This window comes from Shewanella sp. 10N.286.52.B9, from assembly GCF_002873635.1.
Classification (GTDB): Bacteria; Pseudomonadota; Gammaproteobacteria; order Enterobacterales; family Shewanellaceae; genus Shewanella.
In genome coordinates, this window is record NZ_MCTY01000169.1 from 1 (window position 1) to 13,828 (window position 13,828).

Below are 13,828 nucleotides of genomic sequence, written 5' to 3' on the forward strand. Positions count from 1 at the left end.
GCCCAGTATCGACCACCATTTTCTTCGATTTATCCTCTTCAAGTCATAATATTTTACTCTCAATGAACACTCATTCATCAGTTATAAATTTATTTAATATTTCTTGTGTTTTCTTAGCTTAACCGCTGCAGATAAAGTAACTCTTGCCGCTTAATGACATAAAAAACGCCCAGTTTCGATAGAAGTCAAAAGTGAGCGTCATAAAAGTGTGTTATTTATTGTGGAATGTTAATCAACGCCTAAAAAGCCGCCAGTTTGATGGGACCAAAGTTGGGCATAAATACCCTCAGACTTGATCAACTCTTGGTGAGTTCCTTGCTCAACGATCTGGCCTTTATCAATGACAATTAGTCTGTCCATAGCCGCGATGGTTGATAGTCGGTGAGCAATGGCAATCACGGTTTTACCTTCCATTAATTCATATAAACTTTCCTGAATTGCCGCCTCAACTTCGGAATCTAATGCTGAAGTGGCTTCATCTAGTAGTAAAATCGGGGCATTTTTCAATAATACTCGGGCAATTGCAATACGTTGGCGTTGACCGCCAGAGAGTTTTACCCCACGTTCACCCACTTGTGCATCTAAGCCTGTATTACCAAAGGGATCTGATAAATCATCAATAAACTCGGCTGCTTGAGCCTGCGCAATGGCTGCTTGAAGCTGTTGCTCCGAAGCATTAGGATCGCCATAGAGGATGTTTTCTCGAATTGAGCGATGCAGTAGTGAGGTATCTTGAGTTACCATGCCGATTTTAGCCCGCAGCGAATCTTGGGTAACATCGGTAATCGGTTGATCGTCAATACTCACTTGACCTTTTTCAACATCGTGAAAGCGCATTAGCAAGTTAACGAGCGTTGATTTACCAGCGCCAGAACGACCTACTAAACCGACCTTTTCACCGGCTTTAATGTTTAAATTCAGATTGCTAATCACCCCTGATTTTTCGCCGTAATGAAAACTAACATCGTTAAAGTCAATTTTACCTTTGCTAACAACAATATCTTTAGCGCCAGGTTTATCTTCAATTTCAATGGGTTTTGATAAGGTATTCATCCCATCAGTGACAGTACCGATATTTTCAAACAGTGAGCTTATTTCCCACATGATCCATTGAGACATGCCGTTTAAACGCAGTGCTAAGCTAACAGCAATAGCAATCGCACCCACAGTAATCGCATTATCTGCCCAAAGCCAAATTGAAACCGCCGCAATGGTAAATGCTAAAAGGTAATTTATGATCTGCACTAAAACGTTAATGATGGTCACAAGGCGCATTTGGCCGTAGACGGTTTTAAGAAAGCCCATCATGCTGTCTTGGGCGTATTCAGCCTCTTGCTTGGTATGAGAAAACAGCTTCACGGTGGAAATATTGGTATAACTATCAACGATCCTGCCAGTCATGGTCGAGCGGGCATCTGCTTGCTTGGCTGAAATGGCTTTTAGCTTTGGCACTAACTTCCACTGAATAGCAATATACGCAAATAGCCACACCAGCATTGGCAGCATTAAGCGCACGTCAGCACTGGCGATCATCACCAGCATTGAAGTGAAATAGATGATGATATACATCAATACATCTAACAGTTTCATGACGGTTTCACGCACTGCTAATGAGGTTTGCATTACTTTAGTGGCAATGCGGCCGGCAAAGTCATCCTGATAAAATGAAACGCTTTGTTTTAGTAAGTATCGATGTGCTTGCCACCTGATGGCCATAGGGTAATTACCCAGCAAGGTTTGATGCACGATAGCCGCATGCAAAGCCACTAATAACGGAATAATCACCAGTACTACCACAGACATCAATATTAAGGTGCTACCTTCATCTTGCATTAAGGTCTGTGGGTTTTTAGTGACTAACCAGTCAACTAATTTGCCCATAAAGCCAAATAATGACACTTCTAAAATCGCCAAAGTCGCTGTCAAAATTGACATGATGATTAAGTGTTTTTCAAAACCGCGGGTGTAATGACGGCAAAAGGCATAAACGCCTTTTGGGGCTTGGCTGGGTTCTTCTGAAGGTAATGGGTTGGTAAGGGATTCAAAGAATTTAAACATCTATTTCTCAATATTTGAAACGGGAACAGCAATATATACAGAGGATACCTTAACTTGGTGCTGACTTGTTAGCTAAGTGTTAGTTAGATTGTTTCGATACTTGTAGGCTAGCATTAAATGGGGTCAGTGGTTGAGTTCCGTTTTCCGCTAGTGACTAGCGTCATTATTCGCTAAAGTGACGCTAATAATCTTCAAGCTGCTATTAACCAGCTTACATAAACGGGTAACGATAACATGTCTCCTAAAGCAGTGCTAAACAGCGAGAAGTCTTTAGCACCTATAGCCAGCAGTCAGGCGTGCAGTTTAGCTGCTAATGTTTGCCGTCAAGCAAGGCTAAGCCGTGATGCGCGTTTTGATGGGCATTTTTTTACTGGGGTTTTAACCACAGGGATTTATTGCCGCTCAATTTGCCCTGCGACGGCACCTAAAGAGCAAAACGTGCGTTACTTTGACTCTGCGATTAAAGCTGCTCAGGCGGGGCTTAGGCCTTGTTTACGTTGCCGCCCTGATAGTGCGCCACAATCCAATGCATGGAAGGGCACTCAAACCAGTTTGCAGCGAGCGATAGCTCTGATTGATGGCGGTTGTTTAAGTGGCGAACAGGGTCAAACACTTGCATCATTATCACAACGGCTGGGTATTAGTAGCCGCTATTTAAGCCAACTCTTTAATAAGCAGCTAGGCACCTCGCCAAAAAAATATGCTATTTATCGACAACTGATGTTTGCTAAACAGCTGTTACATCAAACCAGCTTGCCAATAACGGACGTGGCATTAGCTGCAGGTTTTAATAGTATCAGACGCTTTAATGAAGTTTTTAAGGAGCAGTTGCAATTGACCCCATCCCAATTAAGGCATGATAGCGCCAAGGCAAATGTTGCTACCAAAGCTGACGGTATTAGCCTGTTATTAGATTACCGCCCGCCGTTTAATTGGTCGAAACTGTGGTCGTTTTACCAGTTAAGAAGCGTTGAAAACATGGAGTGGCTTGATGAGGCATCAAAGGCTTATGGCCGCAGTTTTTGTTTAAATGTTAATCATCGGCAGGTTAGCGGCACCATTGATGTATTACCGCTAAAAGATAAACACCAATTGTCACTTACGGTGAAATTTGAACGTGCTGACGACTTAGACTATTTACATCATGTGGTGCTGTTTGTGCGTAAGTTATTGGATTTAGATGCGGATATGGCGGTTATCCATCAATCATTTAAGTCACTTGTCGACATGGGGTTAACCCCTACAGAGGGTTTACGGATCCCTGCCACAGCCTCGGTGTTTGAAGCCGGATGCCGGGCAGTATTAGGTCAGCAAGTGAGTGTGGTACAGGCAAGTAAGCTACTGAATATCTTGGTGAGGAGTTATGGTAAAAAGCTCGTAATTTCAGATCGTGAGCTTATCTTATTTCCAACCCCGCAAGCGATAGCAGCGGCAAGTTTAACTGAATTTAACATGCCAGCATCACGCAAAGCCGCGCTTAATTTGTTAGGTCAGTTTGTCGCTGAGCACCCAGACGCAAGCCCTGATGATTGGCTCAGCGTTAAAGGTATTGGCCCATGGACTATTGCCTATGCCAAAATGCGCGGTCAAGGCGATCCGGATATCTTTTTAAGTGGCGATTTAGTGATAAAAAACCGCTTGAAAGTTCTGCGCTGCCAGCATGGGAAGGTTGATGGGCAGACAGAAGCGCTTACCGGTAAAGCCTATCGACAATTTTGCGACAAGATTGCCAAGGATGTCAGCCCATGGGGCAGCTATGTCACTTTTCAATTATGGAATAGTAATGAAAGTTAATAATCAACCGCCGATTTACCTGCAAATTGAGCTAAGCCCTGTGGGTTACTTGAAGCTGCGAGCCTCAGAATTAGGCCTTACCCATTTGCAAGTGGTCAGTGAGGCTGACGCTGTCGATAGTGGCGATATTATCGATGCAAGTGCTGACTCAATTGAGCAAGCTCAAAAACATGTGCAGCAAGCCATCACAGAACTTAATGAATATTTTGCCGGTAAGCGCAGTGAATTTGACGTCACGCTTGCAGCCACTGGTACTGTGTTTCAGCATGAGGTTTGGCAAGCGCTGCGAGAGCTGCCGTTTGGGCAGGTATGCAGTTATGGCTATATCGCCAATAAAATTAATCGACCTAAAGCAGTTAGGGCGGTGGGCGCTGCCAATGGTGCTAATCCCATAGCGATAATCGTGCCGTGTCATCGAGTGATTGGTAAAAATGGTACCTTAACCGGTTATGCCTATGGCCTTAAAATGAAACAAGCTTTGTTGTCATTAGAATCAGCTGATTAATCGAATGCGGCTTGTTTCATCATCTATGAGCAGTAATTCATCATTGCTTGATCTATTTCGCTAACTTAAGCGGCATAAATACGCTAAAATAGCTGGCTATACCTTATTTTGAGCACTTGAAATTAATGACCTCTGCTACTGATCGCAAAGATGATACCCAAACGAGCCTAAATGCTGACACCCTTTTAGCGACGCAATCTGAAACTAATACCGTTAGTTTCACCGAAATGGGCTTAATCTCGCCATTATTAGCGCGGTTAACTGAACTTGAGTACCTCACTCCAACGCCGATCCAAGCGCAGGCCATTCCTCACGTATTAGCGGGTAAAGATTTACTGGCTGGTGCTAATACTGGCTCTGGTAAAACCGCAGCATTCGCTTTACCGATTTTGCAGCAGTTAAGTCAGTCTGCTGGGGCGTCAAAAAATAAAGGTAACTTTGTTTCAGCGTTGATTTTAGTGCCGACCCGCGAGCTTGCAAAGCAAGTCGCCGATAGCGTTAAATCCTATGCGGTGCATTTTAATGGCGCCATTAAAACCGTTGCCGTGTTTGGCGGCGTGTCAGTGAATACTCAAATGCTGGCCCTTCGCGGCGGCGCAGATGTACTTGTGGCAACTCCTGGGCGATTATTAGATTTAATCTCAAGTAACGCCATTAAGCTTGATAAGGTAAAAACCTTAGTGCTTGATGAAGCCGATCGTATGTTAAGCCTTGGTTTTACTGACGAGCTGGCTTCAATATTAAAATTAATGCCTGAGAAAAAGCAAAAACTGTTGTTTTCAGCAACTTTCCCAGAGGAAGTTCGCACCCTTACGGCGAGTTTACTGGTTGAGCCAGTAGACATTCAGTTGCAAAGCGCCGAAGAAAGCACCTTAGTGCAACGGGCTTTTACCGTAAACCGTGAAAGTAAAACCGCATTATTAGCCCATTTGATCAAAGAGCATAAATGGCGCCAAGCATTGATTTTCGTTAATGCTAAAAATAGCTGTAAGCACTTGGCTGAAAAACTATCAAAACGGGGTATTAGCGCTGAAGTTTTCCATGGCGACAAAGCCCAAGGCGCCCGTAATCGTGTGCTAGATGGATTTAAGTCAGGTGAGATTGAGGTATTAATTGCCACCGATATCGCCGCACGTGGTTTAGACATTGATAAGCTCCCAGTGGTTATCAATTTCGATTTACCAAGAAGTCCTGCTGATTACATGCATCGTATTGGCAGAAGTGGTCGTGCCGGTGAAGTTGGTTTAGCGATATCATTATTAGCCCATGCGGATTACCATCATTTTAAAGTGATTGAGAAAAAAAATGCCCTGCGTTTAGAGCGTGAGCAAGTTGCTGGCTTTGAAGCCGATGAGCAAATGCCTGATGACTTGTTAGAGCTTGATAAGCCAATGGCAAAACCTGAAGGCACAGGTAAGAAAAAGCGTAAAAAGAAAGCCGAAGTCAATGTCGATTTTTGGGCTCATATTAAAAAACCTGAACAAGACTAATTCAGCCTTAGTCCCGAGAGAACGCCCCATTTCATAGTTAACAAGAGTATTAACGTTTTTATGAAGCAGTTATTTTGGTTAGTAGAGGGGGTCATTGCAGGTCGCAGTGGCCCTAATAAACACCCTTGGGATTTAGCGGAATTAAAAGCGGCAGGTATTGGCGCTATTTTATCGGTCAATGATGGTGAGGAGGTCGCAGCTGCCGCCATAGAAGCGTTAGGGCTAAAATATTGCTGCACTCCTTTTTCAAATAATATCCCACCGCAAGAGGGTGATGAGGCTATTTGCGTTGCGCAAATGCCAACAGCGTTGGCCTTTATCAGAGAGTGTGAAGCGCAAAATATTGCGGTACTTATCCATTGCCGCTCCGGTAAAGACCGCACGGGCATCATGATGGCGTATTACTTAATGGATAATGGCGCAGCGCCAGTCCATGCTGTGAGTCAAGTGCGCAGTGTAAGAGACATTGCTTTTAGCGCTGAAGGTTGGGATCAATTTGTATTTGATGTCTTGTATGCGCTGCAAGATTAAACCATAGTTATACAGCGCATCTGTGACGGCTTATGATAGCGGTCATGTTAGCAATACGCTTAAACCATAGTGTAAAAGGCTGCCTGATAATAGAGCCCCAGTAAAACCTGAGTCAAATTGAAAGGAAGCCATCAATGCCCAAAAACAATTCTGTCATATTCGTTTGTTGTGTATTGTGTTTAACTCTCATTGGCTGCGCCAATCGCGCTGAATTCAAGCCTCTTTCTCAGCAGTATAAACTCGCGCCTGTCACTGACTCTCCTTTAGCACAATACATTCAATCTCAACTGCAGCAGTCCTCACCTCAGTACTCTTCACTTCAGTACTCTCAAACTAGCAGCCAAAGCAATGATGATACTCAAGCAGAGTTAAGTTTAACGGGAGTTAACCCCCTTAGTGATGGCATTGATGCTTTTATTGCTCGTTTAGCCATGATTGAAGCAGCCACTGAAAGCATCGACTTGCAATACTACATTTATCGCAATGATGAAACCGGGAAAATCCTCAGTTTATTTCTCTATAAAGCCGCTCAGCGCGGGGTGCGAGTTAGGGTGTTGCTGGATGATTTAACCACAGCAAATGGCGACGATGGCTTAATGGCCATTGCAACTCACCCTAATATTTCAGTGCGTTTGTTTAATCCATCCTATGAACGTCAGTATCGTGGACTGGCATTTTTATGGAACTTTAGCCGCCTCAATCATCGTATGCATAACAAATCACTGACCATTGATAATTTAGTGACAGTGGTTGGGGGGAGAAATATTGGCGCTGAATACTTTTCAGCAGATGAGAATGTCGATTTTGGTGATTTTGATTTACTGGCCATTGGCGACGCTGTTGATAAGGTATCAACCCAATTTGATACTTATTGGAACTCGGCCCAAGTTAATAGCATTGAGCAATTGGTAAAGGCCGCTGAGCCATATCAAGGCAATAATACAAATCCTGAGCAAGATAACGTGCTAGCGAAACTGGATGCCAGAGCAAGCATTCTTGAGAAGAGCTTAATGACCGATGAATATGTTACTCGTTTAGAAAAAAATACCTTATTAGATCGCCTGCAAAATCAAGGGTTACAGTGGTATTGGGGCGAAGCCCAAGTGGTGTATGATCCGCCAAATAAACTTGAAAGAAACCCTAATGACAGCATTTTATTAGATGACTTAAGTTATTTTTTTGAGCAAGCGCAGCATCAATTACTGATTGTCTCGCCTTACTTTGTCCCAGGCGATGCGGCAACCCATGCATTAATCAATGAAGTAAAACGGGGTAAAGAGGTCACCATAGTGACTAACAGTTTAGCTGCAACGGATGTATTAGCGGTTCATGCAGGGTATCAGCAGTACCGCCAAAAACTCATTGAAGGCGGGGTTAAGATTTATGAAGTAAAAGGCAATGCCAAGGGCCAAAAATCTAAAAAAACCAGTTGGAAAGGTAGCAGTCGCACGAGTTTACATGCCAAAACCTTTATTATTGATGAGCAAACACTCTTTGTTGGTTCGTTTAATTTTGATCCCCGCTCAGCACTGATCAACACCGAAATGGGCTTAATTATTGATAATGAGATGCTGGCTAAAAAGATCCTTGCAGGGCTTGCGCTGTCAGCAAATGATAAAGCTTATGAAGTGGTGTTAAAAAATGGCGAGCTGGTGTGGCTTGACCATCAGCATCATAAAATTATTTATGCAGAGCCCGGTGCTGGCTTTTGGCGTAAGTTTTTAGCTGATTTTTTAGCATTGTTGCCAATAGAGTCCCAGCTGTAGTTTTCTAATTGATAAAGCAAATTAGCGACTTAACCCCCGAAATTCAGATTTGAATTTGATATGACGAAAAGGCTGTGGTTAACTTTAAATAATCAGTTTTAATCGGCAATATTATGAAAAGTAAAGCAAGCCAGTCACAAGGATTGTTACTGTTTCACCTTTCCCATACTCAGCAGTTTGCTTTGGGCACCTTAAAAGTTCGCGAAATTGTCCCGTACACGCGTTTGTCGGTTATTCCGAAATCCCATCCGTCAATATTAGGTGCAGCAACCATACGCAGTAAAACCATTGCGGTGATTGATATGGCTGCATCGATTGGTTTTAAGCCGATAGATCCAAGCGACTATGATAAATGCAATATTATCATCACTGATTGCCAGCGAATGGTGATAGGCTTTTTGGTTAGAGGAATTGACAAAATAATTGAGTGTAACTGGCGAGATATTGAGGCGCCGGCAGCGAACTTAGGCCATCAGGTTTTTCTTACTGGGGTTGCTCGCCTTGATGGCAAATTAGTGCAATTGTTGGATGTCGAGTTATTAATGGCAAAATTATTCCCCTATGATCCCGACGCTAATCGAGCTATTTTGACAGATATTCAACGAGAGAAATTAAAGCCACTGAATATCTTATTAGTGGATGATTCTAAAGTCGCTCGAAAGCAACTTTCAGATGCACTCGATTCTATCAATATCCCTTATTCTGTCACCGCAGATGGCCATGATGCACTACAGATCATGCAGCGGGCTGCAGATAACCAAAAACCTATAGATTTGTTAGTGAGTGATATTGAAATGCCAGGACTTGATGGTTATGAGCTTGCATTTGAAGTCAAAAATAACCCGCAACTTGCCAATGCCTATATTATTTTACATACCTCTTTATCCAGTGAAATTAGTGTCAGCCAGGCTAAACAAGTTGGCGCCGATGAAGCGTTAACAAAATTTGATGCCCATGAATTAATTGATGCTATTCTCCGAGGGGTAAAATAACAATTTTCATCTAATACAATAATTTGCCAATAATGAAACGCGCTAAATTTCATCACATGTTGGCTAAATGTGGTTTGTTTGGGAACGTACGGTAATATTAGTGCATCATTTTGCAGCGAAACTAGACTTTAGCCATCCCATCCGATATATACCTATCAGAGCTTATTAAAATCCCGTTATTCGATTTTTAAAAAGTCACAAATATTAGAGCTTAATAAAAGCCATAAATATAAAAATATAGGTCAAGCAATGAATCAAAATCCATCACTGTTAGCGCGATTAGCTAATGGCAGTTTAGTGTTACAAATTCTCGCCGGTATTGTACTGGGTGTTCTTCTCGCCACATTTTCAACTTCAGCAGCAGGGCAGGTTTCCTTCCTTGGTGATTTATTTGTTGGAGCATTAAAAGCAGTCGCACCGATCTTAGTGTTTGTACTGGTGGCATCATCAATTGCAAATCAAAAGAAAAATGCCCATACCAATATGCGTCCTATTATTGGTTTGTATTTAGCGGGCACATTTGCTGCCGCGTTAACTGCAGTACTGTTTAGTTTTGCCTTTCCGACAACATTAGTACTTGTTGGCGGCGTTGAGGGGACTAATCCTCCTCAAGGTATCGCAGAAGTGTTAAATACCTTGTTATTTAAAATTGTTGATAATCCAGTGAATGCACTGCTTACCGGTAACTATATTGGTATTTTAGCCTGGAGTATTGGTTTAGGTATTGCTTTACACCACGCCAATGAGTCGACAAAGAAAGTTATTTCAGACTTAAGCGATGGCGTAACCGCAATCGTACGCTTTGTGATCCGCTTTGCGCCTATTGGTATCTTTGGCTTAGTGTCGGGCACCATTGCGGCAACAGGCTTTGATGCATTAGCAGGCTATGCGCAATTACTTGCAGTATTGGTAGGCGCTATGGCCTTTATTGCTTTAGTGGTTAACCCGATTATGGTTTACGTAAAAATCAAACGTAACCCTTATCCATTAGTGTTTAAGTGTTTACGTGAAAGTGGCGTAACGGCGTTTTTCACCCGTTCAAGTGCTGCCAACATTCCAGTGAATATGGCTTTATGTGAAGAGTTAAAGCTGCATAAAGATACTTACTCAGTGTCAATCCCATTAGGCGCAACCATTAATATGGGCGGCGCGGCAATTACTATTACCGTACTGACTCTTGCAGCTGCTCATACCTTAGGTATTCAAGTTGACTTCTTAACAGCAGTGTTATTAAGTGTGGTTGCTGCAGTATCGGCATGTGGCGCTTCAGGCGTTGCTGGTGGCTCATTACTGCTTATTCCGCTTGCGTGTAGCTTGTTTGGGATCTCTAATGATGTGGCGATGCAAGTTGTTGCTGTAGGCTTTATTATTGGCGTTATTCAAGATTCTGCGGAAACTGCGCTAAATAGCTCAACGGATGTGGTATTCACCGCTGCAGCTTGTGAAGCGGCTGAGAATAAAGCAAACGGTTAAGGGTTAAGCTTAAAAAGCTTCAACCTCTAATGTGAGATAATAAAAAACCGACAACTTGTCGGTTTTTTTGTATCTGCATACTTATTTTAGCGCCAGTTAAATTGTTTTTAGCAAAAAGGGTGTTTGCTAAAAAAAGTGCGTTGCTTTTGAGTGTACGGGTGAATAATTGTCAGCATTTGCGCATGCAAGCTAAGGCGCTTTTTGGCTTTAGCTGTAATGTCATCACCGTAAAAGTTATCACCAAGTATCACATGGTTAAGTGCTAGCATATGAACACGTAACTGATGAGTACGACCTGTTTCTGGCATCAACTTAACCAAGGTATGATTTGCAAAACGCTCGATGACTTCATAGTGAGTAATCGCTGATTTACCTTGATCTGATACCACTTGAAATGGTGGGTTTTCTTTGTCGCCAGCTAACGATAAATCAATCGTGCCACTGTCAGCGCCCATAACACCATCTACTTCAGCGATATAAACTTTCTTGGTTTTTCTATCTTGAAACTGAGTTTTAAGATGAGACTCGGCTTTTTTATTGCGGGCAAATACCATGATGCCAGAGGTGTCGCAGTCTAAGCGATGTACCAAAATGGCTTCAGGGTAGAGTTTTTGTAAACGAGTAATAGCACAATCATGGGTATTGGCAGCTTTGCCAGGATTTGCTAATAAGCCGGCAGGTTTATTAATAACAATGATATCTCGGTCTTTATAACGGATATCAAGCCATGGAATACTAGGTGGTTGGTAGTCAAAAATTTGCATTTAGTCGCATCGGTTTACAAAAATAGGTGACTATTTTAGCAAATAAACGGCGCTGCAGTAATGGATATCAACCGCTAAAGTAAAATAGCCTCAATTAATCGGCTATTTGATTGCGGCAAATCAGTTATGGCAGGTATTGTTCAGGTGTCTTACGGCTATAGATACGGCTATAGGCCATTAACTGTGGATAGAAAGTACGAAAAGCAATCTCAATTTCAACATATAACTTGTCAACGTCGCTGATGGCCGTCTTAAAAAGCTCAGGTTTTGAAATACGTTGACTCACACCTTCAATTGCTTTGTTTAGCCCAGCTCTTGTTTGGTAGCTCATTAACCAATCTTGTTCGATGACTTTTGGGATGATCAATTGCAGCTTTTCCGGCAGTTCGGCGGTATGTTGCAGGCTATGGTATGCCTTTTGAGTAAACTCAGATAACGATTGCTGATGATACTCATCCCAGTAGAAAGCAAGGTAATGATCAAACACTAAATCAATTAAAATTGGCGCCACACGGCGTGAACTTTTTGGAAATAATTTGATTAAATCAGTGATTAATTCATGGCTGTCAGTAATTTGATCGATTTGTCGATGTAGCCATAAACCTTGTTGCAAATGCTTTGGGAAGTGTTTTATATCGCCCTTGGCAAAGTCTCCAGCAAGATTGGCTGCTAAGTGGCTGTCGCTAATATCAGCTAAATGTAGGTGCGCTAGAAAGTTCATATTTTGTACTTTTATTTTTGAAAATTTACAGTATGATACTAAACAACAAAATTGGAAATATAGTAACAACTGACTGTAAGATTCATCATATAGATTTCTCTTTAAAAGTCATGGCTATTATTTACAATTTGTACTTATGGAAGATATTTTATGCCTGTTGAAATTTGGGCTGTAGGGATCATGGATGATGAAAAACTGGATAAAATCAGTATTAAGGCAGCAGTCTGCTAAAAAACGTAAAAAAGTTGACATAGACCTCAAGATTGAAAGCCATTCTTTTAAACCTGACAGTTTATGTAATTCTGCCGATAAAAATTTGTTTTCATCAGTATCTGAAGTTGATGATAATTTAGCAAATGTACAATCAGCGAATTCAAAATAACCCTATCTTCGTGGTTTTTTAAACGCCGCGCTTAAGCCAGATCCCCAACTGATTTTAATGTTGGCGTTAGCCATTAGCCGCTGGCGTGCATTAATCGATCACTATTTCATACCCTTTGCTTGATATTAGCAGTTACTAGTCCTAGACTAGCGCGGTTTTTATTGTCTATAAAAGAGTATCGAAAATGCGCGTAGCAGACTTTTCTTTTGAATTACCAGATGAGCTTATTGCTCGATATCCAATGGCTGAGCGAAATGCTTCGCGTTTATTGACCTTAGATGGCAATTCAGGTGAGTTGGCCGATAAGCAATTTACCGATGTCCTGTCGAAAGTGAATAGCGGTGACTTGATGGTATTTAATAATACCCGTGTTATTCCAGCACGTTTGTTTGGTCAAAAAGCAAGCGGTGGTAAATTGGAAATGTTGGTGGAGAGAATGCTTGATGATAAGCGTATTCTTGCCCATGTTCGTTGCTCTAAGTCTCCTAAAGTTGACTCTATGATTATTGTTGACGGAGGCTACAAAATGAAAATGCTAGCCCGTCATGACGCTTTATTTGAGTTAGCCCTTGAAGATGATAAAACCATTTTAGAAGTACTTGAAGAAGTTGGTCATATGCCTTTGCCGCCGTATATCGATCGTCCCGATGAGGATGCTGATAAAGAGCGCTATCAAACGGTTTATAACCAAACCCCCGGCGCTGTGGCAGCACCTACAGCAGGTTTGCACTTTGATGATGCCATGCTTGAGGCGCTAAAAAACAAAGGCGTTAATATCGCTTTTGTAACCTTGCATGTAGGCGCGGGTACTTTTCAGCCAGTGCGAGTGGATACCATCGATGAACATGTGATGCATTCTGAGTGGGCTGAAGTTAGCCAAGAGGTTGTCGACTTAATTGCTCAAACTAAAGCGGCGGGCAAACGCGTTGTTGCTGTAGGCACTACATCAGTGCGTTCATTAGAAAGTGCTGCGAAAGCCTGTGGTGATGACCCGTTGACGGAATTTAAAGGCGATACCGATATTTTTATTTATCCAGGATATCAGTTCAAAGTTATTGATGCCATGGTGACTAATTTTCATTTACCAGAGTCAACCTTGATTATGTTAATCAGCGCATTTTCGGGTTATGAAAATGTGATGAAGGCTTATCAGCATGCGATTGAGCACAAATACCGCTTTTTTAGCTATGGCGATGCCATGTTTTTAACGAAAAAAGCCCCGTAACGATTGATTTTGATCTAAAATACCCGCCCACAGAGGTGGGTATTTTTTTGGGTTTATTTTGTAGCCTCACTTGAAGTTGCAACATTTGCCCTCATGTCTTAATGAAACAACAGCGAGTCAGACTGTT

Annotated in this window: 12 protein-coding genes; 9 read left to right on the forward strand and 3 right to left on the reverse strand. The window is 42.1% G+C overall.

Annotation, left to right across the window (positions count from 1 at the left end):
* Positions 1-228: 228 nt before the first annotated feature.
* Entirely contained in the window at positions 229-2,058 is a 1,830-nt protein-coding gene (locus tag BCU91_RS10425) for an ABC transporter ATP-binding protein (RefSeq protein ID WP_102439673.1), read from the reverse strand.
* 234 nt (positions 2,059-2,292) lie between these two features.
* Here BCU91_RS10425 and BCU91_RS10430 point away from each other — a divergent pair, with 234 nt between their 5' ends.
* From BCU91_RS10430 to sstT, 7 genes are all read left to right on the forward strand, one after another.
* Positions 2,293-3,852 (forward strand): Ada metal-binding domain-containing protein, encoded by a 1,560-nt coding sequence (locus BCU91_RS10430; protein ID WP_102531432.1) that lies wholly within the window; start codon positions 2,293-2,295, stop codon positions 3,850-3,852.
* Positions 3,842-4,357, forward strand: coding sequence for a methylated-DNA--[protein]-cysteine S-methyltransferase (locus BCU91_RS10435; protein WP_102531433.1), 516 nt, complete (start codon positions 3,842-3,844; stop codon positions 4,355-4,357). The genes BCU91_RS10430 and BCU91_RS10435 overlap by 11 nt, the downstream gene beginning before the upstream one ends.
* A gap of 227 nt (positions 4,358-4,584) precedes the next feature.
* Positions 4,585-5,847 (forward strand): DEAD/DEAH box helicase, encoded by a 1,263-nt coding sequence (locus BCU91_RS10440; RefSeq protein ID WP_241900950.1) that lies wholly within the window; start codon positions 4,585-4,587, stop codon positions 5,845-5,847.
* A 60-nt stretch (positions 5,848-5,907) separates the two neighbouring features.
* Entirely contained in the window at positions 5,908-6,378 is a 471-nt protein-coding gene (locus tag BCU91_RS10445; RefSeq protein WP_102519086.1) for a dual specificity protein phosphatase family protein, read from the forward strand.
* A gap of 134 nt (positions 6,379-6,512) precedes the next feature.
* Positions 6,513-8,144 (forward strand): phospholipase D family protein, encoded by a 1,632-nt coding sequence (locus BCU91_RS10450; RefSeq protein ID WP_102439668.1) that lies wholly within the window; start codon positions 6,513-6,515, stop codon positions 8,142-8,144.
* A gap of 113 nt (positions 8,145-8,257) precedes the next feature.
* Positions 8,258-9,136 (forward strand): chemotaxis protein CheV, encoded by an 879-nt coding sequence (locus tag BCU91_RS10455; protein WP_102531434.1) that lies wholly within the window; start codon positions 8,258-8,260, stop codon positions 9,134-9,136.
* A gap of 249 nt (positions 9,137-9,385) precedes the next feature.
* Entirely contained in the window at positions 9,386-10,609 is a 1,224-nt protein-coding gene (gene sstT, locus BCU91_RS10460; protein WP_102439666.1) for a serine/threonine transporter SstT, read from the forward strand.
* A 107-nt stretch (positions 10,610-10,716) separates the two neighbouring features.
* Here the strand turns inward: sstT and BCU91_RS10465 are convergent, their stop codons facing one another.
* On the reverse strand, positions 10,717-11,373 hold the full coding sequence (locus BCU91_RS10465; protein ID WP_102439665.1) for an RluA family pseudouridine synthase: 657 nt from the start codon (positions 11,371-11,373) through the stop codon (positions 10,717-10,719).
* A 124-nt stretch (positions 11,374-11,497) separates the two neighbouring features.
* Entirely contained in the window at positions 11,498-12,094 is a 597-nt protein-coding gene (locus BCU91_RS10470; protein ID WP_102439664.1) for an ACP phosphodiesterase, read from the reverse strand.
* A gap of 184 nt (positions 12,095-12,278) precedes the next feature.
* Between BCU91_RS10470 and BCU91_RS10475 the strand changes: the two genes are divergently transcribed.
* Entirely contained in the window at positions 12,279-12,476 is a 198-nt protein-coding gene (locus BCU91_RS10475; protein ID WP_102476182.1) for a hypothetical protein, read from the forward strand.
* 184 nt (positions 12,477-12,660) lie between these two features.
* Positions 12,661-13,701, forward strand: a complete 1,041-nt coding sequence (gene queA, locus BCU91_RS10480; RefSeq protein ID WP_102476181.1) for a tRNA preQ1(34) S-adenosylmethionine ribosyltransferase-isomerase QueA — start codon at positions 12,661-12,663, stop codon at positions 13,699-13,701.
* The last annotated feature ends 127 nt before the right edge of the window (positions 13,702-13,828 follow it).

Coding starts and splice junctions, on each gene's coding strand:
- BCU91_RS10475 (WP_102476182.1), top strand. CDS start 12,279: ATGATGAAAAACTGGATAAAATCAGTATTAAGGCAGCAGTCTGCTAAA.
- BCU91_RS10430 (WP_102531432.1), top strand. CDS start 2,293: ATGTCTCCTAAAGCAGTGCTAAACAGCGAGAAGTCTTTAGCACCTATA.
- sstT (WP_102439666.1), top strand. CDS start 9,386: ATGAATCAAAATCCATCACTGTTAGCGCGATTAGCTAATGGCAGTTTA.
- BCU91_RS10465 (WP_102439665.1), bottom strand. CDS start 11,373: ATGCAAATTTTTGACTACCAACCACCTAGTATTCCATGGCTTGATATC.
- BCU91_RS10440 (WP_241900950.1), top strand. CDS start 4,585: ATGGGCTTAATCTCGCCATTATTAGCGCGGTTAACTGAACTTGAGTAC.
- BCU91_RS10470 (WP_102439664.1), bottom strand. CDS start 12,094: ATGAACTTTCTAGCGCACCTACATTTAGCTGATATTAGCGACAGCCAC.
- BCU91_RS10435 (WP_102531433.1), top strand. CDS start 3,842: ATGAAAGTTAATAATCAACCGCCGATTTACCTGCAAATTGAGCTAAGC.
- BCU91_RS10450 (WP_102439668.1), top strand. CDS start 6,513: ATGCCCAAAAACAATTCTGTCATATTCGTTTGTTGTGTATTGTGTTTA.
- BCU91_RS10425 (WP_102439673.1), bottom strand. CDS start 2,058: ATGTTTAAATTCTTTGAATCCCTTACCAACCCATTACCTTCAGAAGAA.
- BCU91_RS10455 (WP_102531434.1), top strand. CDS start 8,258: ATGAAAAGTAAAGCAAGCCAGTCACAAGGATTGTTACTGTTTCACCTT.
- BCU91_RS10445 (WP_102519086.1), top strand. CDS start 5,908: ATGAAGCAGTTATTTTGGTTAGTAGAGGGGGTCATTGCAGGTCGCAGT.
- queA (WP_102476181.1), top strand. CDS start 12,661: ATGCGCGTAGCAGACTTTTCTTTTGAATTACCAGATGAGCTTATTGCT.